The 22,991-nt window shown below is 63.2% G+C and carries 22 protein-coding genes; 14 read left to right on the top strand and 8 right to left on the bottom strand.

All coding sequences use genetic code 11. From position 1 onward, the window contains the following. Positions 1 to 21: 21 nt before the first annotated feature. From NQ519_RS06115 to NQ519_RS06080, 8 genes are read right to left on the bottom strand one after another with little or no spacing between them, the layout of a single operon-like run. Positions 22 to 2,001 carry a S46 family peptidase gene (locus NQ519_RS06115; protein ID WP_019152048.1) on the bottom strand — a complete coding sequence of 660 codons (1,980 nt, stop codon included), beginning with the start codon at positions 1,999 to 2,001 and terminating at the stop codon, positions 22 to 24. After that, complete coding sequence (locus NQ519_RS06110) at positions 1,998 to 2,594, bottom strand: Maf family nucleotide pyrophosphatase (protein ID WP_019152049.1); 597 nt, start codon at positions 2,592 to 2,594, stop codon at positions 1,998 to 2,000. The genes NQ519_RS06115 and NQ519_RS06110 overlap by 4 nt, the downstream gene beginning before the upstream one ends. A 1-nt stretch (position 2,595) precedes the next feature. Beyond that, on the bottom strand, positions 2,596 to 3,231 hold the full coding sequence (locus NQ519_RS06105) for a fumarylacetoacetate hydrolase family protein (protein ID WP_019152050.1): 636 nt from the start codon (positions 3,229 to 3,231) through the stop codon (positions 2,596 to 2,598). Beyond that, positions 3,228 to 4,364, bottom strand: coding sequence for a lipid-A-disaccharide synthase (gene lpxB, locus NQ519_RS06100; RefSeq protein WP_019152051.1), 1,137 nt, complete (start codon positions 4,362 to 4,364; stop codon positions 3,228 to 3,230). The genes NQ519_RS06105 and lpxB overlap by 4 nt, the downstream gene beginning before the upstream one ends. Further along, the gene (locus NQ519_RS06095) at positions 4,361 to 4,990 is read right to left on the bottom strand and encodes a hypothetical protein (protein ID WP_019152052.1); all 630 of its coding nucleotides are present in this window, start codon (positions 4,988 to 4,990) and stop codon (positions 4,361 to 4,363) included. Before NQ519_RS06095 ends, lpxB begins: the two co-directional genes overlap by 4 nt. 3 nt (positions 4,991 to 4,993) lie before the next feature. Further along, positions 4,994 to 5,671: a tRNA (guanosine(37)-N1)-methyltransferase TrmD gene (trmD, locus tag NQ519_RS06090; protein WP_019152053.1), complete on the bottom strand. Its 678-nt coding sequence runs from the start codon at positions 5,669 to 5,671 to the stop codon at positions 4,994 to 4,996. Positions 5,672 to 5,704: 33 nt separating this feature from the next. Then, a complete protein-coding gene (locus NQ519_RS06085) occupies positions 5,705 to 6,436 on the bottom strand; it encodes an FkbM family methyltransferase (RefSeq protein WP_019152054.1) in 732 nt (243 codons plus the stop codon). Then, positions 6,433 to 7,104: an MBL fold metallo-hydrolase gene (locus NQ519_RS06080; protein ID WP_019152055.1), complete on the bottom strand. Its 672-nt coding sequence runs from the start codon at positions 7,102 to 7,104 to the stop codon at positions 6,433 to 6,435. The genes NQ519_RS06085 and NQ519_RS06080 overlap by 4 nt, the downstream gene beginning before the upstream one ends. Positions 7,105 to 7,195: 91 nt before the next feature. Here NQ519_RS06080 and NQ519_RS06075 point away from each other — a divergent pair, with 91 nt between their 5' ends. From NQ519_RS06075 to NQ519_RS06010, 14 genes are all read left to right on the top strand, one after another. Beyond that, positions 7,196 to 8,038 (top strand): alpha/beta hydrolase, encoded by an 843-nt coding sequence (locus tag NQ519_RS06075; RefSeq protein WP_026076784.1) that lies wholly within the window; start codon positions 7,196 to 7,198, stop codon positions 8,036 to 8,038. Between the two features lie 10 nt (positions 8,039 to 8,048). Next, on the top strand, positions 8,049 to 9,197 hold the full coding sequence (locus NQ519_RS06070) for a hypothetical protein (RefSeq protein ID WP_019152057.1): 1,149 nt from the start codon (positions 8,049 to 8,051) through the stop codon (positions 9,195 to 9,197). A gap of 111 nt (positions 9,198 to 9,308) precedes the next feature. Beyond that, entirely contained in the window at positions 9,309 to 10,718 is a 1,410-nt protein-coding gene (gene rlmD / locus NQ519_RS06065) for a 23S rRNA (uracil(1939)-C(5))-methyltransferase RlmD (protein ID WP_019152058.1), read from the top strand. A 68-nt stretch (positions 10,719 to 10,786) separates the two neighbouring features. Beyond that, positions 10,787 to 11,476 (top strand): SIMPL domain-containing protein, encoded by a 690-nt coding sequence (locus NQ519_RS06060; RefSeq protein WP_019152059.1) that lies wholly within the window; start codon positions 10,787 to 10,789, stop codon positions 11,474 to 11,476. A 366-nt stretch (positions 11,477 to 11,842) separates the two neighbouring features. Further along, complete coding sequence (locus NQ519_RS06055; protein WP_019152060.1) at positions 11,843 to 12,298, top strand: cytidine deaminase; 456 nt, start codon at positions 11,843 to 11,845, stop codon at positions 12,296 to 12,298. A gap of 8 nt (positions 12,299 to 12,306) precedes the next feature. Beyond that, positions 12,307 to 12,993, top strand: coding sequence for an RluA family pseudouridine synthase (locus NQ519_RS06050; RefSeq protein WP_026076785.1), 687 nt, complete (start codon positions 12,307 to 12,309; stop codon positions 12,991 to 12,993). A 12-nt stretch (positions 12,994 to 13,005) separates the two neighbouring features. Beyond that, a complete protein-coding gene (dtd, locus tag NQ519_RS06045; RefSeq protein ID WP_019152062.1) occupies positions 13,006 to 13,458 on the top strand; it encodes a D-aminoacyl-tRNA deacylase in 453 nt (150 codons plus the stop codon). Positions 13,459 to 13,469: 11 nt separating this feature from the next. Next, a complete protein-coding gene (locus NQ519_RS06040; protein ID WP_019152063.1) occupies positions 13,470 to 14,690 on the top strand; it encodes a DNA/RNA non-specific endonuclease in 1,221 nt (406 codons plus the stop codon). Then, complete coding sequence (locus NQ519_RS06035; RefSeq protein ID WP_019152064.1) at positions 14,687 to 15,652, top strand: TIGR01212 family radical SAM protein; 966 nt, start codon at positions 14,687 to 14,689, stop codon at positions 15,650 to 15,652. Before NQ519_RS06040 ends, NQ519_RS06035 begins: the two co-directional genes overlap by 4 nt. 12 nt (positions 15,653 to 15,664) lie before the next feature. After that, positions 15,665 to 16,558: a YitT family protein gene (locus tag NQ519_RS06030; protein WP_019152065.1), complete on the top strand. Its 894-nt coding sequence runs from the start codon at positions 15,665 to 15,667 to the stop codon at positions 16,556 to 16,558. Continuing rightward, positions 16,558 to 18,816, top strand: coding sequence for a replication restart helicase PriA (priA, locus tag NQ519_RS06025; RefSeq protein ID WP_019152066.1), 2,259 nt, complete (start codon positions 16,558 to 16,560; stop codon positions 18,814 to 18,816). The genes NQ519_RS06030 and priA overlap by 1 nt, the downstream gene beginning before the upstream one ends. Then, positions 18,800 to 19,522 carry a ComF family protein gene (locus NQ519_RS06020; protein WP_019152067.1) on the top strand — a complete coding sequence of 241 codons (723 nt, stop codon included), beginning with the start codon at positions 18,800 to 18,802 and terminating at the stop codon, positions 19,520 to 19,522. The genes priA and NQ519_RS06020 overlap by 17 nt, the downstream gene beginning before the upstream one ends. A 174-nt stretch (positions 19,523 to 19,696) precedes the next feature. Continuing rightward, positions 19,697 to 21,250 (top strand): replicative DNA helicase, encoded by a 1,554-nt coding sequence (dnaB, locus tag NQ519_RS06015; protein ID WP_019152068.1) that lies wholly within the window; start codon positions 19,697 to 19,699, stop codon positions 21,248 to 21,250. A gap of 156 nt (positions 21,251 to 21,406) precedes the next feature. Next, a complete protein-coding gene (locus NQ519_RS06010; protein WP_019152069.1) occupies positions 21,407 to 22,948 on the top strand; it encodes a YifB family Mg chelatase-like AAA ATPase in 1,542 nt (513 codons plus the stop codon). Positions 22,949 to 22,991: the final 43 nt, after the last annotated feature.

Below are 22,991 nucleotides of genomic sequence, written 5' to 3'. Positions count from 1 at the left end.
GCCTCCGGGACGCCCCCCCCCTTATTTGAGTTTCATCTCTTTGAGCAGGTAGCCCGCGCCGCCGATGCGGTCCACGACGAACAACACGTAGCGGATGTCCACGGCGATATTGCGGCAGATCGAGGGGTCGAACGCCACGTCGCTCATCGTCGAACGCCACGTGCGGTCGAAATTGATGCCGACCAGTTCGCCCGAAGCGTTCAGCACCGGCGATCCGGAATTGCCGCCCGTGGTGTGGTTCGTGGCCAGGAAGCACACCGGCACGGTCTTGCGGCCGTCGATCGTCGTCGCCCAGCGGCCGTATTCTTTCGAAGCGTAGAGGTCGCGCAGGGCCTGCGGGATGTCGTAGTCGTAGATTTCGGGATTGTCCTTGGCGATGATGCCGTCGAGGGTCGTCTGCGGCTTGTGGTACTCGCCGTCGGCATACTCGTATCCGGCCACCGTGCCGTAGGCCACGCGGAGCGTGAGGTTGGCGTCGGGGTAGAAGGCGCGCCGGGCGTCCCATTCGCGCAGCCCTTTAATATAAGAGGTGTAGAGTTCGTTGAGCCGTTTGCTGTTGAGGTTGCGCAGCGATTTGGTGCCCGTGAGCCATGCGATGTGGTCGAGCATGCGCTTCGTTCCCGAACGCAGGGCGGTTGCTGCCGTGGTGTCGCCCTCGTTCCAGACCTGCGTGAAAACCTCCTCGGCAAAGGCTTCGGGCGAGCCGCAGCGGGCCACGCCGTCGAGGAATTCCGGAATCTGATACTGCGCCGGACAGCGGCGGGCGTACTCCCCGAATTGCAGATCGTACAGGGCGCGTTCGGTCGCTTCGCGGCGGGCGAAGACCGCTTCGGCGCGCTCTTTGGCGGAGTATCTGATCGGAAGTGCGCCGAGCGTTTCGAGCGTGATCTCGCGGGCGAAATAGGGGTCTGCGATGCGGGCGTACTCGGCTTTGAGCTGCGCCACGACGTTGCGGTATTCGGGTTTGTCCTGCGCCCAGGCGTCGAACGCCTCCTCATAGGCGCGTTTCGAGGCCACGGTGCCGCGGCGTTCGATGCCCAGCACCTCGCCCTGCCACTTCTTCCAGGCGTTGGCGATCGAGGCGTGACGGGCGGCGTAGAAGATGCGCAGCGCGGGATCGGACTCCTGCGCCTTGGAGATGATGTCGAGACGGCCCGTGCGGACGGCGATCTTCGCCGGGTCGGAACGCTCGGCGATGTAGGCCACGGCGTCCGAGAGGATATACTCCTGGGTGTTGCCCGGGAAGCCGTAGATCATCGTGAAATCCCCCTCTTTCACGCCTTTCGTCGAGATGGTGAAGTGCTTCTTGGGGCGGTAGGGGACGTTCTGGGGCGAGTAGGGCGCCGGCTTGTTCTCCTTCGAGGCGTAGACGCGGAACATCGAGAAGTCGCCCGTGTGGCGGGGCCATATCCAGTTGTCGGTGTCGCCGCCGAACTTGCCGATCGACGAGGGCGGCGCGGCCACCAGACGCACGTCGTCGAACTGCTCGTAGACGAACAGGAACTGTTGGTTGCCGTAGTACATCTGCTCCACGGCGGCCTTGTAGCCGGGGGCTTCGGCCTCGGCCTTCTTGACGATCTCCTCCGCGGTCTCTCCTGCGGCGATGCGGTCGGTCACCTCCTCCATCCGGACGAGGAAGCGCACCCAGAGTTTCTCGTTGGGCAGCTCCTCGGCGCGCGACATGGCCCAGAATCCGTCGGTGAGGTAGTCGTGTTCGACGGTCGAGTGCCGTTGGATGGCGCCGTAGCCGCAGTGGTGGTTGGTCAGCAGCAGCCCTTCGGGCGAGATCAGTTCGCCCGTGCATCCGCCGTTGAACAGCACCACGGCGTCCTTCATCGAGGCTTGGTTGACGGAATAGATGTCTTCGGCGGTGAGCCGGAATCCCTTGGCGCGCATGTCGTCGATGCGCGAGGAGATCAGGCTCGGGAGCCACATGCCCTCGTCGGCCAGCGCAGGCAGCATGAAGAAGGCGGTCAGCAGGGTCAGCAGGGTTCGTTTCATCGGTCTAAGAATTTATCCAGTTCTACATATACTTTCTGAATGGGAAGGCCCATGACGTTGTAGAACGAGCCTTCGATGCGTTCGATGGCGGCGTAGCCGATCCACTCCTGAATGCCGTACGACCCCGCCTTGTCGAACGGGCGGCAGGTGTCGATGTAGTGTTCGGTCTCCTCGGCCGTGAGCGTGCGGAACCAGACGTTCGTCCGCGCCCCGAAGCAGTGCATCCGCTCCGCCGTGCGCAGCGTGACGCCCGAAACCACCGTGTGGCGGCGTCCCGACAGCCGCCCGAGCATTTCGACGGCTTCGCCGCGTCCGCGGGGCTTGCCGAGGACCTCGCCGTCGAGCACCACCACCGTGTCGGCGGTCAGCAGGATCACGTCCGGCGCGAGCGGCCCGGGCCAGGCCCGGCTTTTGAGCTGCGAGAGGTAGAGCGGCACCTCTTCGGCCGGGAGGTCGGCGGGGTAGACCTCCTCGCAGTCGTATTTCGGGGCGAGTTCGTAGGGAAGCCCGCATCCGGTCATCAGTTCCCGCCTCCGCGGCGACTGCGACGCCAGCAGCAGGCGGTAGGGTTTGAGTTTGTCGTTGAGCAGCATGTTACCGTATGTCGAAATTCAACAGTTCGCGTCCTTCGAGCGCCGCGCGCAGGTTGTCGCCGGGCGCGACGGGACCCACGCCCGCGGGCGTTCCCGTGTAGAGCAGGTCGCCCATGCGCAGCGTCACGTACCGCGACACCGAGGCGATGATCCGGTCCACCGTGAAGAGCATCTCCGCCGTGTCGCTCGTCTGGCGGCGCTCCCCGTTCACGTCGAGCGTGAAATGCAGCCGCTGCACGTCTCCGCCCAGCTCCGCGAGCGGCACGAATGCCGGAGAGATCGCCGCCGAACGGTCGAAAGCCTTGCAGCTCTCCCACGGAAGTCCCTCGGCGATGGCCCGCCGCTGGAGGTCGCGGGCCGTGAAGTCGATGCCCAGCCCCACTTCGTCGTAGTAGCGGTGTGCGAACCGCTCGGAGATGGCTTTGCCCACGCGGTTGATCCGCACGACCAGTTCGCATTCGTAATGTACTTCCTGCGAGAACGACGGGATGTAGAACGGGTCGTTGTTTCGGAGCAGCGCCGTGTCGGGTTTTAGGAAGAACATCGGTTCTTCGGGGAGCTTCCCGCTGTCGTTCAGCTGTTCGTGCAGTTCCGCTGCGTGTTCGGCGTAGTTGCGGCCTATGCAGATGATTTTCATCGGATTTCCTTCTTTAACTCCTCCACCATGCGCTCTGCGAAGCGGTCGCTGGCGCCGGGGCCGCCGATGACGGTGCGCAGTTCGTCGAAATCGGCGAGCATCTTCTCGCGTTTCGACCCTCCTGCGACGATCGCCCGCAGCTCCTGTTCGGCGCGTTCCACCGAGAGGTCCGACTGGATGAGCTCGGCCACGCACTCGCGCCCGAGGTTGAGATTCACCAGCGACACCCACGGCACTTTCAGCACATAAGGGCGCAGCCACACCTGCCACCACACCGTGCGGTAAACGACCGCCTCGGGAATCCCCAGCAGGGCCGTTTCGAGCGTCGCCGTGCCCGATGTCACCACGGCCGCTTCGGCCGCCGCCAGCGTTTCGTAGGTCTGGTCGCAGACGTAGCGGATGTCGCTGCCGGCCATATGCTGTTCGTACAGCGCGCGGTCGATCCACGCGACGCCCGCCACCACGAACTGATGTTCGGGGAAGCGTTTCGACAGCAGGGCCATCAGCGGCAGGTTCGCGCGGATTTCGCCCCGGCGGCTGCCGGCCAGCAGGGCGATGATCGGACGTTCGTCCAGCCCGTTCCGGCGGCGGAACTCGTCGGGCGTCGGAAGCGATGCGCGGCGGGCTTCGATGGCGTCCGCCAGCGGGTTGCCCTCGAAAACGGGTTCGATGCCGTGCTTCGGGAAATAGGTGCGCTCGAAGGGGAAGATGATGAAGAGCCGATCGACGTATCTGCGGATCGCCTTCACCCGCCATTCGCGCCACGCCCAGACCTTCGGGGCGATGTAGTAGAAGGTGCGGATGCCGTGTTCTTTGGCCCAGCGGGCCATCTTCATGTTGAAGCCGGGGTAGTCCACCAGGATCAGCACGTCGGGGGCGAATTCCGCCACGTCGGCCTGACATTCCCGCATCTGCCGCCGGATGGTCCCGAGGTTTTTCAGCACCTGCACGATGCCGAAGAACGAGGTTTCGCGGTAGTGCTTCCGCAGGTTGTCCCTGCCTCCTGCGGCCGCCATAAGGTCTCCGCCCCAGAAACGGAATTCCGCTTCGGGATCGGCTTTCAGCAGTCCTTTGATCAGGTTCGCGCCGTGCAGGTCGCCCGACGGCTCCCCGGCGAGGAGGTAATACTTCATCTTTCGGTCATTGAGGGGTTCGTGAATTTGATTTCGAAATAGAGATAGTCTTTCAGTCGGAACCGTTCGTGCCATTTCGAGGGGTGGAGATGCCCGTCGCGCACGCTGCAATAGTGCAATCCCCGGAATACGCTTCCGTCAGGCAGCGGAACTTCGATGGGTTCGCCCTGGCAGAATGCCGCCACGGGAATGGCGTCGTCCGTGGTCGGCGTTTGTTCCGGGAAGGTTTCCATCAGCATGCAGCGGTCGGTGCCGCTGATTCCCAGGGCGCAGAGCCGCGTGACCGGGGAGCGGAAAGCGATATGGACCGAGTCGGTGCCGATGGAACGCGCTGCGAGGAAAAATTCCAGCGTATCGGATGCGCATACCGATTCGTTCATCGGCGTGCGGAGAAGTTCCTTGCCGTCGGCGACGTGGACGAGGTCGAGCCGGTAGTGTTTTCCGGCGATTTTTCCGGTGACGAGGGTTTTGAGGGCGCAGATTCCCTGCAAGTCGGCCGAGGCCTGTATGAATGTGCTCTCTTGCTGCACCGGATTGGAAAAGGTGACTGTGACGGGCTCTTGTGCGGCCGCGGTCCGGATGCAGCAGATGCCGAGCGCAACCAGCAGGATGGAGTGTGTTCTCATAGGCTATTCATCGAGTAAATCGGGGCGCAGGCGCCGGGTGCGTTCGTAGGCTTGTTCGTCCTGCCATTTTTCGATTTCGGCGAAATTCCCCGACAGCAGCACGTCGGGAACCCGCCAGCCGCGGAACTCCGCGGGCCGCGTGTAGACCGGGGGCGCCAGCAGGTTGTCCTGGAACGAGTCCGTGAGGGCCGACGCCTCGTCGCCGATGGCTCCGGGGATGATCCGCACGACCGAGTCGGCGATGATGCAGGCCGCCAGCTCGCCGCCCGTCAGCACGTAGTCGCCGATCGAGATCTCGCGCGTCACGAGGTGTTCGCGGATGCGGTGGTCGATGCCTTTGTAGTGGCCGCAGAGGATGATGATGTTTTCGAGCGTTGACAGCCGGTTGGCTTCGTGCTGGTCGTACCGGATGCCGTCCGGCGAGGTGTAGATGATCTCGTCGTACGGCCGCTCCGCCTGGAGCTTCTCGACCAGCTCGAACACCGGTTCGCACTTCATGACCATGCCCGCCTCGCCGCCGAACGGATAGTCGTCGGTGGTCTTGCGTTTGTCGTGGGCGTAGTCGTGCAGGTTGTGTACGACGATCTCCACCAGCCCTTTTTCCTGCGCCCGTTTCAGGATGGATTCGTGGAGCGGCGAGGTCAGCAGTTCGGGGACGACCGTCAGGATGTCAATGCGCATGGCAATTCAAAATTCACAATTCATAATTCACAATTATTTTCCGATCCGGAAAATAATGTCTTTCGTGGAATCTTCCGTCAGGGGGACCTCCCGCCCCCGGTCGAGCGTGCAGCCCCGGTAGCCTAACTCCGTGAAGAGCGCGACGATCTGCGGACGGTTCGCACCGCCCGTTTCGATCAGCACCGTGGGGCGGAACTTTTCGAGCAGCGGCCGCATCTCGTTCATCACCACCACCTCGTACCCCTCGATGTCGCACTTCACGAAATCGAGGCGCTCCAGTTTGCCGAACAGCTCGCTGCCGCGGCGCATCTGCGCCGTGAACTCCGCGGCGGCTTTTTGGCCGCCGTCGTTGACGAAATTCTGTCCCGTGCCGAAGTAGCCCGTTTCGCGCGCCGAATCGTTGGCCATCGTGATCGGTTTGTTCTCGGTCCCGAGGGCATAGGGGACTATCTCGGCGTTCGCGCAGCGGCGGAGGTTGCGGCTCAGGACCTTGCGGATCGGAGCCACGGGCTCCACGGCATAGACGCATCCCGCAGGACCCGCCAGCCGTGAGATCGTGCGGGCGTAGTAGCCCAGGTTGGCGCCGATGTCGATGGCGGTGTCGCCCGGACGCACCAGCTGCGGCAGGTGGTAGACGTACTCCGTGGCCGGGGCGTAGCGTCCGATGCCGAGCCGCTGCCAGAGAAAGAACATCCGGCTCACGACCCGCAGGTAGCCTTCGAGCGGAAGCGTCCGGTAGAGAATCTTATGAATCAGGGCCTTCATCGCTCCTTGTAGTTCACTTCCTCGTTCAGCACCTCGACGATGAAAGGGTTGTAGAGCGTCTCGTGGCCGATCGTCGATTCGGGACCGTGGCCGGGGTAGACGTGGACCTCGTCGCCCAGCGGGACCAGTTCGTCGAGGATCGAACGCATGATCCACGAGTAATCGCCGCCCGGCAGGTCGGTGCGGCCGATCGACTCACGGAAGAGCGTGTCGCCCGTGAAGAGCGATTTCGACGCGGGTTCGTAGAGCGCCACGTGGCCCGGGGTGTGGCCCGGGGTGCGGATCACGCGCAGCGAGGTTTTCCCGAAGCGGACTTCGGAGAGCGTGTCGAGGTCGATCTCCGCCGCGGGCATCTGTCCGACCTTCACCCCGAACACCGAACCGCTCGTCGCGGCGTTGTCCAGCAGGAACCGGTCCTTCGACGACAGCGCGAACGGGATGCCGTAACGCTGTTTGAGGTGTTCGACGCCCAGCGTGTGGTCGAAATGGCCGTGAGTGTTGACCGCCAGGACGGGTTTCAGGCCGTGTTCGGCGATGAAGTTGTCCAGCGCGGCGTCCTCGCGGGGGTTGCTGTTCCCGGCGTCGATGACGGCGCACTCTTTCGTGTCGTCCCAGACGATGTAGGTGTTTTCCTGTATCGGGTTGAATTGCAGGCAGGCTATTTTCATAATTTACGGCTGTTTTGGTGCAGTCTGTTTCGCAAAGATAGTGTTTTTGCGGGATTTTACCTACCTTTATGACCCGAAACCGCGATCTCTTATGAAACGATTTTTTACGCTTGTCTTTGCCTTGACGCTGTTCTGTGCGGGGCTTTCGGCCCAGACGGCCGCTTACCGGACCGACCGGAATATCGCCTACCGCGACGCCGCGGGCGACGGCTATGCCGATTCGCTCTGCCGGCTCGACATCTGTTACCCGACGGACGCGAAAGGGTTTCCGACCGTCGTGTGGTTCCACGGCGGCGGCCTGACGGGAGGTCGTCGTGAAATCCCGAAGGCTTTGTGCGACAAAGGTTTCGCCGTCGTGGGCGTGGATTACCGCCTCGCCCCGCGCGTGAAGGTCGCCGATTGCGTGGAAGACGCCGCGGCCGCGGCTGCGTGGGTGGTGCGGAACATCGCCTCCTACGGCGGCGATCCGGGGCTAATCTTCATCGCCGGCCATTCGGCGGGCGGCTACCTGACCTCGATGATCGGCATGGACAAACGCTGGATGGCGCCCTACGGCATTGACCCCGACACGGCTTTCGCGGCGCTGATCCCTTACAGCGGGCAGGTCGTGACCCACTTCGCGCGCCGCCGCGAGATGGGCGTTCCCGACACGCAGGTGGTCGTGGACGACATGGCGCCGCTGAACCACGTGCGGCCCGACTGTCCGCCCGTACTGATTCTCTCGGGCGACCGCGAGCTGGAGATGCTGGGGCGCTACGAGGAGAACGCCTATTTCTGGCGCATGATGCGCGTGGCGGGGCATCCCGACGTGCAGATTTGCGAATTCGACGGCTTCGACCACGGGAACATGCCCCAGGCGGGACATTACGTCGCGGTGCGCTACATCCGCGACAGGGTAAAAAACTGGAAAGGTAATTGCGTGCCGGAAAGATAAACGGAATCGTATGAACGGATGGATGAAACTGGCCGCAGCGTTTTTCGCCGCGGCGTCGCTGACGGGATGTTCGCTGCTGAAGGTGGCCGTGGCCACGGGCGACCCCCTGTCGAAGGAGGAGATGAACGTGCGGACCATGACGCGCGGTTTTTACTACGACATGGCGGGCGAGGTGGCCCGGGCGGCCGACTCGATCGCGTCGCTGTCGCCGGACGTGAATACGCGGGTGGCCGCCGTGCGGTGGAAGATCCGCGCCACGCGCGCCGGGGTGAACGCCGCGATGCAGGGCATTCCCGACGTGGCGCTGGCCGACATGTGGATTCTGTGCCGCCGCATGAACGACGCCTTTTCCGCGGCGCCCGATTCGCTGTTGTTCGGTCCCCAAAGCGGTATCGCCCGCGACGCCGTGCGGCGGCTCGATCTTCGGGCCGGGAGGCTGGCCCGGCAGGTGCTTCCGGCCGACCGCTACGACCTGATGGCCTCTTTCGTCGAGGAGTATGTCCGGAAGAACCCCGCTTCGGAGGGCGACGAGACCGACAATACGACCCTCGCGTGGCTGGAATACCTCCGGGACAACGGCGTGGAGCACGCCTACGCCACGGGGTCGATCGCCGAGGTGCTGGCCGATGTCAACGACCGTCTGAGCGGCCAGACCCGGCAGATGTCGAACAGCATCGGGTGGTCGAAGGACATCTTCGAGATGCGCCTCGAACAGGACAGCCTGCGCTTGCAGGTCGGGGCGCAGCTGGATTCGCTCGAACGCAGTTTCAACCGCATCGTCGTGGTCGCCGAGCATGTGCCCGAGATTTCGGACCGGGTGCTGGAGGAGCTGAACCGGCAGGTCACGCAGCTGATCGGAACGATGAACGCCTCGATAGACAACGCTTTCGCCGGGTTCGACCGCCAGCGCGACGAGTTGCAGCGATACGTCACCCGGGAGCGCGAAGCTCTTGTCGAACAACTGCGGCAGACGGGCGACGACCTGGTGAGGACGACGCTCGACGCCGTGCCGGGGCTCGTCGGCAAGGTCCTGCTCTATCTGGTCCTGGCTCTCGCGGTGCTGATCGGAGGGCCTTTCGCGCTGGGATTCTGGCTCGGAGGCGTGCGCCAGCGGGCGAAGTTCCGAATTAAAGATGAAGAGTTAAAAATGAAGAATTAAGAGTTGACTATTCCGTATTATGGTTCCGATGCGTTTTGCGGGAAAATAATTCTTCATTTTTCATTTTTAATTTTTAATTGTTTCTAACTTTGCGGGCAAAGTTAGAAACCGATGGCAAGGAAAAAAGCGAATTATCCCCTCGTCGAGGGGCTCGAAATAACGACGCTCGCGGCCGAGGGCAAGGCTATGGGGCGCTGGAACGACGTGGTGGTCTTCGTCCCGATGACCGTGCCGGGCGACGTGGTCGATGTGCAGATCCGCTCCAAGCGCCGCCGCTTCATGGAGGGCTTCGTGGTCAACTATGTCAAAAAATCGCCGCTGCGTTCGGAGCCGTTCTGCGAGCATTTCGGCGTCTGCGGAGGCTGCAAGTGGCAGAATCTCCCCTACGACGAGCAGCTGCGCTTCAAGACCGAACAGGTCCGCGACCAGTTGACGCGCATCGGCAAGGTCGAATTGCCGGAGATAGCCCCCTGCCTGGGTTCGGCGCATACGCAGTTCTATCGCAACAAGCTCGAATTCACCTTCGCCGATCGCCGCTGGCTGACGCGCGAGGAGATCGCATCGGCGGGCGACATCGGCGACGCCCCGGCCGTGGGATTCCATATTCCCTCGATGTTCGACAAGGTGCTGGACATCCGCAAGTGCTGGTTGCAGCCCGATCCGTCGAACGGCATCCGCAACGAGGCCCGGCGCTTCTGCATCGAGAACGGCTACACGTTCCACAACGCCCGTTCGCACGAGGGGCTGATGCGCAATATGATCGTCCGCACGGCCTCGACGGGCGAGGTGATGGTGATCGTGGTCTTCAACAGCGACGACCGGCCCCGGATCACGGCCCTCATGGACCATCTGGCGGCGGCGTTTCCCGAAATCACGTCGTTATTCTATATAGTCAACACCAAATTCAACGACTCGGTCGGCGATCTCGATCCGGTCTGCTACCGCGGCAAGGACCATATCATCGAGGAGATGGAGGGGCTGCGCTTCAAGGTCGGGCCCAAGTCGTTCTATCAGACCAACTCCGCGCAGGCTTATGAACTCTACAAGGTGGCCCGCGATTTCGCGGACCTGAAACCCGGCGACGTGCTCTACGACCTCTACACCGGCACGGGCACCATCGCCAACTTCTGCGCCGCGCGCTGCGACCGGGTGGTGGGCATCGAGTATGTCCCCGAGGCCATCGCCGACGCGAAGATCAACTCCGAACTGAACGGCATCGGCAACACGCGCTTCTACGCCGGGGACATGAAGGCGGTGCTCGACGATGCGTTCGTCGCCGCGAACGGCCGTCCCGATGTCGTGATTCTCGATCCGCCGCGTGCGGGCGTCGATGAACCGGTGATCGAAGTCCTCCTGCGCGCCGCGCCCCGGCGGATCGTCTACGTGAGCTGCAACCCCGCCACGCAGGCCCGCGACCTGGCGCTGCTCGATGCCGACTACCGCGTCGAAGCGGTGCAGCCCGTCGATATGTTCCCCCACACGCACCACGTGGAAAACGTCGTGAAACTCGTGCGGCGATGACCCTCCCCGTGCAGTATTTTCGATTTCCGGCGTTTTATTTGCAAAGGACAACCTTAAAAAGGAAAATTATGAAACGATTCATTTTGGCGGCGGCGGTCGCGCTTCTGGCCCTCCCCGCGGCAGCTCAGGTTCAGGAGGCGTTCCCCAGCTACATCCAGGTCAACGGACGTGCCGAGCGGGAGATCGCGCCCGACGAATTTTATCTCCAGATCGTCATCAACGAACGCGACTCGAAAGGCAAGGTCTCGGTCGAAAGCCAGCAGCGCGACATGATCGCGGCGCTGAAGCGGCTGGGCGTCAACGTCGAGAAACAGCTCAAAGTGGCCAATCTGTCGAGCGAGTTCTTCAAGAAGAACACCTCGGTGGCTACGGCCAAGTATCAGTTGCAGCTGGGTTCGTCGGCCGAAGTGGGCAAGGTGTGGCAGGCGCTGGACGGACTGGGCATTTCGAACGTCTCGATCCTGAAAGTGTCGCACTCGCAGCTCGAACGCTATAAGTCCGAGGTGCGAGTCGAGGCGATGCGGAACGCCAAGCAGAACGCTGCGACGCTGGCCGAGGCCATCGGACAGACCATCGGCAAGTGTTTCTACGTCTACGATTCGAACAACGACGTGATGCCCGTTTTCTACAACAATATGGCCGTGATGCGCAGCGCCAAGGCATTCGATGCCGCCGAGGCCGCCGCCGAGGAGGAGCCGCTCGATTTCAAGACCATCAAGTTGCAGTACAGCGTGCAGGCGAAATTCGTTCTCGAATAAGTTTCGATTCTCACGGGTGCCTTTCATCGCGCCTTATTCGGGTCGAACGGGAAATGCTTCGGTATGTCCCGTCCGGCCCGTGTTTCACGATGCACGGAACCCGCCTGCCTGAGTTGCGGACTGCGACGGAAAAAACGGTTAATAAACCGAAACGGAAGCGGCGAAAACCGCGGACTTTCATTATCTTTGGCTCTGCCGAAGATACTCTGCCTCGGAAAAAATGCAAGCTCGCTTGCATTTTCTCTCGGCTTATTCGTACTTTGGCTTCGCCGAAGATACTTTCGCTCGGCAAAATGCAGGTAAACTTGCTTTTGCCCTCGCTTATTCGTATCTTTGTAATTCACCCCTGTAAAAAAGGAGGAGTTTATGGAAAAGCAGTTTTGTTTCGACTATGAACACTATGCGGCGCTCGCGGAACTTCCCGAAGCCGACCGCAAACTGGTCGCCGAGGCCGAGCGGGCCACCGCCAATGCGCATGCGCCCTACTCGAAATTCCGCGTGGGGGCCGCCGCACGGCTGCGCAGCGGCAGGATTCTCTACGGCAGCAATTTCGAAAGCGAAGTCTATCCCGCGGGCCTCTGCGCCGAACGGACGCTGCTGTTTTACGCTCAGGCCAACTATGCCGACGACCCGATCGAGACGCTGGCCATCGCGTCGAACCCCTCGGAGCGCGAGTGCTATCCCTGCGGCCAGTGCCGGCAGGTGATGGTCGATGTCGAACGCCGCCAGGGCTCCCCGATGCGGGTCATCATGAGCGGCCGTGGCACGGCTACGGTGCTCGATTCGGCGGCGCGGCTGCTGCCTTTCACCTTTATTCTGTAATGCGTGCGATGTTCACTCCCGACGATATTCTCTACGAAGACAACCATTTGCTGATCGTCAACAAACGCTGCGGCGACCTGGTGCAGCCCGACCCTTCGGGCGAGAGCGCATTGGAGGACCAGATCAAGGGCTTCATCAAAAAACGCGACGCCAAGCCCGGCGAGGTGTTCCTCGGCGTGGTGCACCGCATCGACCGCCCGGTGAGCGGGGCCGTCATTTTCGCCAAAACGTCGAAAGCCCTCGCGCGGCTCAACGAGATGATCCGCGAAGGCCGCATCCACAAGGTCTACTGGGCGCTGACCGAGGCCACGCCCGACCCCGAGAGCGGCGAGCTGTGCCACTACATCCTGCGCGACGGCAAGACCAACCGTTCGCGGGCCTGCGACGCTCCGAAGGGCGACGCCAAGCAGGCGCGCCTGCGCTATGCGACGCTCGGGGCGGGTACGAACTATACGCTCGTGGAGGTCGAACTGCTGACGGGCCGCCACCACCAGATCCGGGCCCAGCTCTCGAAGATCGGGTGCCCGATCCGCGGCGACCTGAAATACGGAGCCCGGCGTTCCCTGCCCGGAGGCGGCATTTCGCTCCATTCGCGCCGCGTCGAGTTCGAGCATCCCGTGCGCCGCGAACCCCTTTCGGTCACGGCTCCCGTGCCCGCGGGCGACAACTTGTGGGCCTATTTCGAAAACCTGTAAACCGACCGTGCCATGCGACTGCTGATCCAGCGTGTGAAACACGCATCCGTCACCATCGACGGCAAGGTTCGCTCCCGGATCGGCGCCGGACTGCTGGCGCTGGTCGGCGTCGGGAACGACGACGGCGCGGAGGACATCGAATACCTCGCGGGAAAGCTCGTCCGGCTGCGCATCTTCGACGACGAGGCCGGAGTGATGAATCTCGACGTTGTGCAGACCGGCGGCGAGGTGCTCGTCGTGAGCCAGTTCACGCTTCAGGCTTCTACGCGCAAGGGCAACCGCCCGAGTTATATCCATGCGGCTCCCGAAGCCGTTTCGCGCCCTCTTTATGAGCGTTTTGCGGCCCGTGTCGCGGAGTTGCTGGGGCGGGAGGTCGCCACGGGCCAGTTCGGGGCCGACATGCAGGTCGAGCTGCTCAACGACGGCCCGGTGACGATCTGGATGGATTCGAAACACAAAGAATAAACGCAACGTTGATGAAAAAGATTTTTGCGCTTCTGTTTGCGGCCCTTTCCGTGGCCTTCTTCGCCTGCGGGGATGAAAAGACGGATAACGGGAACGACTGGTTCCTGGCGCCCGCCGCTTCGGCCGACGGCACGACCGTCGAGCTGACCTGCCTCACGCGCTTCGGCGACGGGGTGCTGGAGGAGCTCGGCGCGGGATTCGCCTGCGCGGAGCTGACCGGCGGATCGCTCGGCGAATTCGTCGATTACAAGGACGTCACGGTCGATGGCAGCCGCCTGTCGGCCCGGGTGAGCGGTCTCCGGCCCCGGACGACCTATATTTTCTACGCCTTTGCCGAGCTGCCGACCGGACGTATCCGGAGTGCTTCGGCTGCGTTCGACACCGGCGAGGAAAGCGATCCCGATCCGGACCCCGACCCTGACCCCGATCCCGATCCGGACCCCGATCCGGATTCCGGGTTGAAGAGATATACGGGATGGGCCGAACTCCCTGCCATCCAGGACCGTCCGGACGATTATTACTATGCCGCCCATTACTGCGACGGTGCGCCGGGCGGCCGCAACTATTCGGTCTGTTACAGCGCCGATAAGCGCACGGGCATCTGGTCGGCATTCCCGCTGCACGAATGTTACCGGGGGTCGCAGACGCGCACGGACGCATGGGCCTATGATCCGATCATTTCCCGAAGCGTTCAGCCCGATCTGATCGACGGATCGTACAAACCGCAGCCCGGTTATTCGAAAGGGCACTTGCTCGCGTCGAACGACCGGACGGCGAGTCTCGGAATCAACGAGCAGACGTTTTATGTGACCAATGTAGCCCCGCAGTGGCAGAACAGTTTCAACGGCGGCGTGTGGATGTCGCTCGAGGAGGATTGCTGGAAGAATATCTGCGCCGACACGTTGTACGTGGTGTCGGGCGTTTATTTCGCCAATGACAATACGACCGTTACGGACCAGAGCGGCAAGACGTGCGTCGTGCCGACGAATTTCTACCGCGTGCTGATGCGTTCGAAGGCCGGCGACACGGGGAAACCCCTTTGGGAACTCCCTGCCGATCAGATCCAGTGCGTCGGCTTCTGGTTCGAGAACCGCGCTTATCCGAGCGGCAAGCCTTCGGCGAATATGACTTCGGTCGCCGAAATCGAGCGGAAGGTGGAATTCAAGTTCTTCGCCAACGTCCCGCAGGCCCCGAAAGATACTTACGACAAGTCAGACTGGGATTTCCGATGATTTACCCCTGGGGCGACGAGCGGCGGTTCAACTCCTATGCGGGCTATTTCCGCCAGCTGTTCGGCGGCCGGGTTCAGAAACTCTCGGTCGATGCGGGCTTTTCCTGCCCCAACCGCGACGGAACTATTGGAAAAGGAGGGTGTACGTTCTGTGACAACGGAGCGTTTACACCCTCTTACTGCATGCCGTCGAAGAGCATCCGGCAGCAGATCGACGAGGGCATCGAGTTCCACCGCAACCGCTACCGCACGGCGCGTCGGTATCTGGTCTATTTCCAGTCGTTTTCCAACACCTACGCCCCGCTGGAACGCCTGAAGGAGCTCTACGGCGAAGCGCTGGCGCATCCCGACGTGGCGGGCATCGTCGTCGGCACGCGCCCCGACTGCGTGGACGAGGAGAAACTCGACTGGTTCGCCGAACTGGCCCGCGACCGCTATGTGGCCCTCGAATACGGCATCGAATCGACTTACGACGCCTCGCTGCGGGCCGTCAACCGCGGCCACGATTTCGACTGCGCCCGCCGGGCCGTGGAGATGACGGCCGGGAGGGGACTGCCCGTCGGGGCGCATTTCATCCTGGGGCTTCCGGGCGAGACGGACGAAATGCTGCTGGCGCAGACGGAGCGGATCAACGCCCTGCCGCTCACGACCGTGAAATTCCATCAGTTGCAGGTCTTCCGCTCGACGCCGATGGCTGCCGAATACGACGCCGATCCCGGACGCTTCCGCTTCTGGGAGGCGGACGAGTACATCGACCTGTTCGTCGAGATCCTCCGCCGCCTGCGTCCCGATCTGGTCGTCGAGCGTTTCGCCTCGGAGGCTCCCCCGCGTTATCATTACGGCCGAAACTGGGGGCTGATACGCAACGAACAGCTGCTCGCCCGGCTCGAAAAAAGATTGGAGGAACGCAATGCATACCAAGGCGAATTTTTTACTATCTTCGCCGAAAATAACGTTGAATAAAAATCCGTCGCTATGAAATCCATTTCCCCGGATATCGTGCTGAAACCCGTCAAGGAGTATATCCTGATGGCTGTCGGCATGCTGATGTATTCTTTCGGCTGGATCGGCTGCATTCTCCCGGCGGGCGGTGTCGGCGGCGGTGCGGCCGGTCTGTCGCTCGTGCTGTGCAACGCCCTTTCGGTGCTGGGGCTGAATTTCCAGATCGGTACGATGGTCTTCATCATCAACGCCGTCCTGCTGCTCGTCGCCGGATTTATCGTGGGGTGGAATTTCGGCGTCAAGACCATCTATTGCGTGGTGGTCATCTCCCTCGGCATGAACTTCTGGCAGGAGGTGCTTCCCGAGGGCAATTTCCTCGGCGTCGATAACCTGCTGGCGATCGTCATGGGCGGCATTCTGGCCGGCGCCGGCATCGCGCTCTGCTTCTCGCAGGGCGGATCGACGGGCGGCACGGACATCGTGGCCATGATCATCAACAAATACCGCACGGTCAGCTACGGCAAGATACTCATCTACTCCGATTTCGTCATCATCGCCTCGGCCATGCTGGTGGGCATGGGCATCAGCGCCGTGATCTACGGCTACGTGATGACGGCGGTCGTGGGCTATACGGTCGATATGATCATGGCCGGGAGCCAGCAGTCGAGCCAGGTCTTTATCGTCACGCACGACTACGAGAAGATGGCCCAGGCGATCGTCGATAACGTCCACCGCGGGGTCACGCTCATCGACTCGCAGGGGTGGTATTCGAAAAAAGAGTCCAAGATCGTCATGGTGGTCTGCCGCAAGCGCGAGACCTCGATGATCCTCAAATTCGTCAAGACCATCGACCCCGACGCCTTCATGACCGTCGGTTCGGTCATGGGCGTCTACGGCAAGGGATTCCAGGCAATCGGCAAGGGCTGATGCTCCGCTATGCCGACATAGTCCTGCCGCTGGCGCAGCCCGCCTATACGTTCGCCGTTCCCGAGGGGACGGAGGTCGCGGCGGGACAGGCCGTAGCGGTGCAGTTCGGACCCCGCAAGTTCTATACGGGCATCGTGTGGCGGGTCCACGACCGGAAGCCCGATTTCAAACGGATCAAATCCATTCACCGCGTCCTTTACGGCGCACCCCTGCTCTCGGCGCAGCAGATGGCGCTTTGGGAGTGGGTAGCCTCGTACTACATGTGTTCGGTGGGCGAGGTGATGCGCGTGGCGCTGCCGGCGCTGATGAAGCCTTCGGGCGACACGGAGGAGGAGTTCTCCGACGACGAGTTCCGGCCCCGGACGGAGTGTTACGTCGCTTTGGCGCGGGAGCTCCACGACGAGACGGCCTTCCACGAGGCGTGCGAAAAACTCGAACGGCGCGCCCCGAAACAGTACGAAGCGTTGCTGGAGCTGGCCACGGCCGGCGACGAGACGCGCATTTCGACGGGCGAGGTGGCCCGCCGTCTGCTCCGGGCCGACTACGCCGTGCTGCACGCTCTGGAACGTAAGAAACTGATCGTCTGCACCGAGCGGGAACGTACCGTCGAGCGCGGCGGCTCGGCATTCCGGCTTCCGGAACTGACCCCGCACCAACAGAAGGCGCTGGACGAGCTGCGCGGGCAGTTCGCCGCCGGGAAGAGCACGGCCCTGCTGCAAGGGATCACCGGTTCGGGCAAGACCGAAATCTACATCCACCTGATCGCCGAGGTGCTGGCGCGCGGCGGCGACGTGCTGTTGCTGGTCCCCGAAATCGCCCTCACGGCGCAGCTCATCGCGCGCATGGAGCGCATTTTCGGCAGCCGAGTCACGCCCTACCATTCGAAACTCACCAACCGCCGCCGCACGGAAACCTATCTGCGGCTGAACCGCTCCGAAGGGGGCGAGTTCGTCGTCGGGGTCCGCTCGTCGATCTTCCTGCCGCTGAAACGGTTGCAGCTGATCGTCGTTGACGAGGAGCACGACGCCAGCTACAAGCAGACGGAGCCTGCGCCGCGCTACAACGCCCGCGACTGCGCCGTGGTGATGGCCCGTCTTATGGGGGGCCGCACGCTGCTGGGGAGCGCCACGCCGTCGCTCGAAACGTGGCTCAACGCCGCGTCGGGCAAATACGGCCGGGCCGAGCTCACGGAGCGTTACGGCGATGCCCGGCCGCCCGAGATCCTCGTTTCCGACACCCTGCGGGCCGCCAAGCGCGGCGAGCGCAAGGCCCATTTCAACAAACTCCTGCTGGACAGGATCGGCGAGGCCCTCGACCGGGGCGAGCAGGTGATGCTGTTCCAGAACCGCCGCGGCTTCTCGCCCTATGTCGAGTGCTCCGAGTGCGGCTGGACGGCCCGCTGTCCCCACTGCAACGTCACGCTGACCTACCATAAGAGCGGGCGGAAACTCGTCTGCCACTATTGCGGCTACACGGCTGAGGTCCCGGCGAAATGCCCCTCGTGCAAGGTTACGGACGTGATTCCGATGGGCTTCGGGACGGAGAAGGTCGAGGAGGAGATTTCCCGGATTTTCCCCGAAGCGCGGGTGGCCCGTCTGGACCGCGACAGCGTGACTTCCGAAAAGGCTTTCAACGCCATCATCGCCGATTTCGAGGCGCGCAAGACCGACATTCTGGTCGGAACGCAGATGATCACCAAAGGGTTCGATTTCGGAGGCGTCTCGCTGGTGGGCATTCTCAATGCCGACAACCTGGTGAACAATCCCGACTTCCGGGCCGCCGAGCGGGCCTTCCAGCTGATGATGCAGGTGGCGGGACGCGCCGGACGCCGCGCCGAAGGGGGTGAGGTGGTGATCCAGACCTCCGAGCCGGGGCATCCCGTCATCCGGCAGGTCGTGGCGGGCGATTTCGGGGCGATGGCCCGCGCCCAGCTCGCCGAACGCGAAGCCTTCTTCTATCCGCCCTATGCGCGGCTGACGTCGCTCACACTGCGCCACCGCGATCCCGTGGTGCTGCGTCAGGGGATCATGGAGCTGGCCTCACGCCTGCGCGTCCGCTTCGGCCGCCGCGTGCTGGGACCCATGACCCCGCCCGTCGATCGCATCCGCGGCGAGTACCTCGCGGGGCTGCTCCTGAAGATCGAGAGCGGCGCCTCGTCGGCCCGGGCCCGCGAACTGCTCGCTGCCGAACTGAAAACCTTCTCCGAAAATCCGGCTTTCAAAGCCATCGCCGTCATCGTCAATGTCGATCCTCAGTGACCTTTTGCGCGACGTTGCGTCGCTGCTGTTCCCGGCCCGCTGCGCGGTCTGCGGGGAGCCGCTCGCACGCGGCGAACGGACGGTCTGCACCTTCTGCCGCGCCACGGCGCCCCTGACCGGCTACTGGAACGAGGCCGACAATCCCGTCGCGCGCAAATGCTGGGGGCTGGTGCCCGTCGAACGGGCTTCGGGATTCCTTTTCTTCGTCCACGGAAGCGGCTGGCGGCGGCTGATCCACGGCTTCAAGTACCGCGGGGCGTGGCGTACGGCCCGGGAGATGGGCGCGTGGTACGGGCGGCATCTCCGGGAGAGCGGGCTTTACGACGATGTCGAGGTCGTGGTCCCGCTGCCCCTGCACCCTTTCCGGAGGTGCCGGAGGGGCTACAACCAGTCGGAGTACCTCGCCGAGGGAATCGCCTCGCAGCTGGGTGTCGGGGTTGACCGCCGCAGCGTCCGCCGCAGGCGCAATACGCCCAGCCAGACCCTCCGATCCCGCCGCGACCGGGCCCGCAACGTCGAAGGCGCCTTTGCGGTCCGGCATCCCGAGCGGCTCGCCGGGCGGCATGTCCTGCTGGTCGATGACGTGATGACCACGGGCAACACGCTGCTCGCCTGCGCCGCCGAGATTCTCCGCGCCGCGCCCGGCTGCCGCGTCAGCATCGCCGCTTTCGCCGTCTCCCGGCGTGAAATGGGCGTGAAGGAGTAATTGAAAATGAAAAATTAGAAAATCTTTTTCAACAGACCGTTTTTCGGATGCAGCGGGAGTTGTTTGCGGATGAACCGTGTTATCGACACGGTTTTCGACAATAACTTTGCCGCGGCCGTTTTGTTTTCTCCGGCCGAATCGCTACTTTTGGAGTCTGAAAGATTCCGATACCAAATGGCGAAAGATTTTACCCCCTCCTCCCGCAACCGGGAGGCGTTCGAAGCGATGACCGACACCGTCGGCAACGTACCCCCGCAGGCGGTCGAACTGGAGGAGGCCGTGCTCGGCGCGCTGATGCTCGAAAAGGACAGCATCATCTCCGTACAGGAGTACGTGACCCCCGAAGCGTTCTACACCGAGGAACACCGCCTGATCTACAAGGCGATCAACGAACTGTCGATGGAGCTCAAACCCATCGACCTCTACACCGTGACCGAGCGGCTGAAGGTCAAGAAGGAGCTCAAGAAGGTGGGCGGCGCCTCGTATCTCGCACAGCTGACCCAGAAGGTCGGTTCGGCGGCCAACGTCGAGTTCCACGCCAAGATCATCGCCCAGAAATACGTCCAGCGCGAGCTGATCCGTTCGGCCACGGAGATTCAGAAACGATCCTACGACGAATCGACCGATGTCACGGAGCTGATCGGCTACGCCGAGGGCGAGATCTTCAAGGTCGCCGAGGGGCACGTCAAGCGTTCGGTACAGTCGTCGAAGGACATCCTGGCCCGTGCGCTGATGCAGATCGAGGAGGCTTCGAAGAACACCAGCGCCTTCAGCGGCGTGCCGTCGGGATTCATGGCGCTGGACCGCGTGACGCTGGGCTGGCAGTTGTCCGACCTCATCATCGTCGCCGCGCGTCCTTCGATGGGTAAGACGGCCTTCGTGCTTTCGATGGCCCGCAACATGGCCGTCGATCACGAGCAGGGCGTGGCGTTCTTTTCGCTCGAAATGTCCTCCGTGCAGCTGATGATGCGTCTGATCATCGCCGAGACGGGACTTTCGGGCAACGATGTCAAGTCGGGCCGCCTGACACCCGAACAGTGGCGCCATCTCGAATCGGCGACCAAGCCGCTGGGCTCGGCTCCGCTGTTCATCGACGACACTCCGGCCCTTTCGGTCTTCGAGTTCCGTTCGAAGGCCCGGCGCCTGAAGATACACAACGACATCAAGATCATCATCATCGACTACCTCCAGCTGATGACCGGCAACCAGGACACGAAGGGCAACCGCGAGCAGGAGGTGGCCTTCATCTCGCGTACGCTGAAGGCGATCGCCAAGGAGCTGAACGTGCCGGTGATTGCCCTTTCGCAGCTGAGCCGTGCCACGGAGATGCGCGGCGGCTCGAAGCGTCCCCAGCTGTCGGACCTCCGCGAGTCGGGCGCCATCGAGCAGGACGCCGACATCGTGGCCTTCATCCACCGCCCGGAGTACTACGGCATCAATCAGGACGAGAACGGCATGCCCACGGCGGGCATGGCCGAGATCATCCTCGCCAAGCACCGTAACGGCGCCGTGTGCGACGTGAACCTGCGCTTTCTCAAGGAGCAGGCGCGTTTCGCCGACATGGAGGATTCGATGCTGCCGCCCGCGCAGGCGGCGGACAGCCAGCAGGCTTACGACGACTATGCCAGCGGTTCGAACGGCATGCCCGCGGCCGGGCTGGGTGCGGCGATGGGCGGCGAGTTCGACGTGAACCGCTCGGCGAACCTCAACGACGAAGCGCCCTTCTGACCCGCTTAAGAAGCGGGATTTGTGGGCGAGGGCAGAGCAGAACGGATCATGTCCGGATTTTGCGCCCGCCTGGGAAGCGGGATTTATGGGCGGCGGCAGGTCGTGATTCAACGGGTCCGGGTCTGCGCAGCCGCGTGATATTTAATAGATACGTTTATGTTCGTTCGCACTTATGCAGGCGCCCTTGCCGGGATCGACGCCGTGGCGGTGACCGTCGAGGTCAACATCACGGGCGGCGGGCTGGGGCTGTACCTCGTGGGACTGCCGGACAACGCCGTGAAAGAGAGCGAACAGCGCATCCGCGCGGCGTTCGAGAACTCCGGCGAACGGATGTCGGGCAAAAAAGTGGTCGTCAATCTGGCTCCCGCCGACCTCCGCAAGGAGGGTTCGGGCTTCGACCTGCCGATCGCCGTGGGCATTCTCGCGGCGATGGGCCGCATCGACGCCGAGGCGGTGGACGGCACGATGTTCATCGGCGAACTGTCGCTCGACGGATCGGTGAAACCCGTGCGGGGCGTGCTGCCCCTGGCGGTCCGGGCGCGTGCCGAAGGGCTGCGGCGGCTGGTGCTGCCGGCCGGGAATGCCGCCGAGGCGGCGGTCGTGGAGGGGATCGACGCGATCGGCGTCACGACGCTCCGGGAGGTCGTCGCCTGCCTGAACGGCGAGGCGGAGATCGTTCCGGCGAAGCCGGCCGCCGGAGAGTCGTTCGGCGCAGAGGCGCTGCGGTATGCCGAGGACTTCGCCGACGTGAAAGGGCAGGCGCACGTGAAACGGGCGCTGGAGATCGCCGCGGCGGGCGGACACAACGTCATTATGATCGGCTCCCCGGGCTCGGGCAAGACGATGCTGGCGCGGCGTCTGCCGACCATCCTGCCGCCGCTGACGCGCGAAGAGGCGCTGGAGACGACCAAGATACACTCCGTGGCGGGCGGCACGGGGCTGGCGGGAGGACTGATGACCCGGCGGCCGTTCCGGGCTCCGCACCACCTCGCTTCGCAGGTCGCCCTGATCGGCGGCGGGCAGTCGCCGCGTCCGGGCGAGGTGTCGTTGGCGCACAACGGGGTGCTGTTTCTCGACGAACTGCCCGAATTCGGGCGCAGCGTGCTCGAAGTGCTGCGGCAGCCGTTGGAGGAGAAGCGGGTGGTGGTGTCGCGGGCCAAATACAGCGTCGAATATCCGGCGAATTTCACGCTCGTCGCGGCGATGAACCCGTGTCCGTGCGGTTATTACAACCATCCGACGCGGGAGTGCACCTGCTCGCCGGGGTCGGTGCACCGCTACATGGGCCGCATTTCGGGTCCGCTGATGGACCGTATCGACCTGCATGTCGAGGTGACGCCCGTGGCTCCGCAGGAGCTTTCGGCGACGGCCCCGGGCGAGCCGAGCGCGGCGATCCGGGAACGGGTCGTCCGGGCGCGGGAGGTGCAGGCGGAGCGGTTCCGCAATACGGAGGGCGTGCATACGAACTCGATGATGAACAGCGCTGCGCTGCGCGAATACTGCCGCCTCGATGCGGCTTCGGCGGCCTTGCTGGAGCGGGCGATGGAGCGGCTGTCGCTTTCGGCGCGGGCTTACGACCGCATTCTGAAAGTGGCGCGCACGATTGCCGACCTGGCGGGACGCGCCGACATCGTTCAGGCGGACATCGCCGAGGCGATCAACTACCGGTCGCTGGACCGGGGCAACTGGGGGCGATGAGTTTGCGGTCGTCGGCTGTAAACTCAATGAAAAATGAAGAACT

It is taken from the genome of Alistipes senegalensis JC50 (genome assembly GCF_025145645.1).
Taxonomy (GTDB): Bacteria; Bacteroidota; Bacteroidia; order Bacteroidales; family Rikenellaceae; genus Alistipes; species Alistipes senegalensis.
The sequence above is the reverse complement of the archived record's forward strand: the minus strand, read 5'-3'. Positions and strand labels throughout refer to the sequence as shown.

Excerpts from the sequence above, each read along its gene's own strand:
- lpxB (WP_019152051.1), bottom strand. The coding sequence starts at position 4,364 with ATGAAGTATTACCTCCTCGCCGGGGAGCCGTCGGGCGACCTGCACGGC.
- dtd (WP_019152062.1), top strand. The coding sequence starts at position 13,006 with ATGCGACTGCTGATCCAGCGTGTGAAACACGCATCCGTCACCATCGAC.
- NQ519_RS06050 (WP_026076785.1), top strand. The coding sequence starts at position 12,307 with ATGTTCACTCCCGACGATATTCTCTACGAAGACAACCATTTGCTGATC.
- NQ519_RS06010 (WP_019152069.1), top strand. The coding sequence starts at position 21,407 with ATGTTCGTTCGCACTTATGCAGGCGCCCTTGCCGGGATCGACGCCGTG.
- NQ519_RS06060 (WP_019152059.1), top strand. The coding sequence starts at position 10,787 with ATGAAACGATTCATTTTGGCGGCGGCGGTCGCGCTTCTGGCCCTCCCC.
- NQ519_RS06040 (WP_019152063.1), top strand. The coding sequence starts at position 13,470 with ATGAAAAAGATTTTTGCGCTTCTGTTTGCGGCCCTTTCCGTGGCCTTC.
- NQ519_RS06080 (WP_019152055.1), bottom strand. The coding sequence starts at position 7,104 with ATGAAAATAGCCTGCCTGCAATTCAACCCGATACAGGAAAACACCTAC.
- NQ519_RS06070 (WP_019152057.1), top strand. The coding sequence starts at position 8,049 with ATGAACGGATGGATGAAACTGGCCGCAGCGTTTTTCGCCGCGGCGTCG.
- trmD (WP_019152053.1), bottom strand. The coding sequence starts at position 5,671 with ATGCGCATTGACATCCTGACGGTCGTCCCCGAACTGCTGACCTCGCCG.
- NQ519_RS06115 (WP_019152048.1), bottom strand. The coding sequence starts at position 2,001 with ATGAAACGAACCCTGCTGACCCTGCTGACCGCCTTCTTCATGCTGCCT.
- priA (WP_019152066.1), top strand. The coding sequence starts at position 16,558 with ATGCTCCGCTATGCCGACATAGTCCTGCCGCTGGCGCAGCCCGCCTAT.
- dnaB (WP_019152068.1), top strand. The coding sequence starts at position 19,697 with ATGGCGAAAGATTTTACCCCCTCCTCCCGCAACCGGGAGGCGTTCGAA.
- NQ519_RS06055 (WP_019152060.1), top strand. The coding sequence starts at position 11,843 with ATGGAAAAGCAGTTTTGTTTCGACTATGAACACTATGCGGCGCTCGCG.
- NQ519_RS06075 (WP_026076784.1), top strand. The coding sequence starts at position 7,196 with ATGAAACGATTTTTTACGCTTGTCTTTGCCTTGACGCTGTTCTGTGCG.
- NQ519_RS06085 (WP_019152054.1), bottom strand. The coding sequence starts at position 6,436 with ATGAAGGCCCTGATTCATAAGATTCTCTACCGGACGCTTCCGCTCGAA.
- NQ519_RS06110 (WP_019152049.1), bottom strand. The coding sequence starts at position 2,594 with ATGCTGCTCAACGACAAACTCAAACCCTACCGCCTGCTGCTGGCGTCG.
- NQ519_RS06035 (WP_019152064.1), top strand. The coding sequence starts at position 14,687 with ATGATTTACCCCTGGGGCGACGAGCGGCGGTTCAACTCCTATGCGGGC.
- NQ519_RS06095 (WP_019152052.1), bottom strand. The coding sequence starts at position 4,990 with ATGAGAACACACTCCATCCTGCTGGTTGCGCTCGGCATCTGCTGCATC.
- NQ519_RS06105 (WP_019152050.1), bottom strand. The coding sequence starts at position 3,231 with ATGAAAATCATCTGCATAGGCCGCAACTACGCCGAACACGCAGCGGAA.
- NQ519_RS06020 (WP_019152067.1), top strand. The coding sequence starts at position 18,800 with ATGTCGATCCTCAGTGACCTTTTGCGCGACGTTGCGTCGCTGCTGTTC.
- rlmD (WP_019152058.1), top strand. The coding sequence starts at position 9,309 with ATGGCAAGGAAAAAAGCGAATTATCCCCTCGTCGAGGGGCTCGAAATA.
- NQ519_RS06030 (WP_019152065.1), top strand. The coding sequence starts at position 15,665 with ATGAAATCCATTTCCCCGGATATCGTGCTGAAACCCGTCAAGGAGTAT.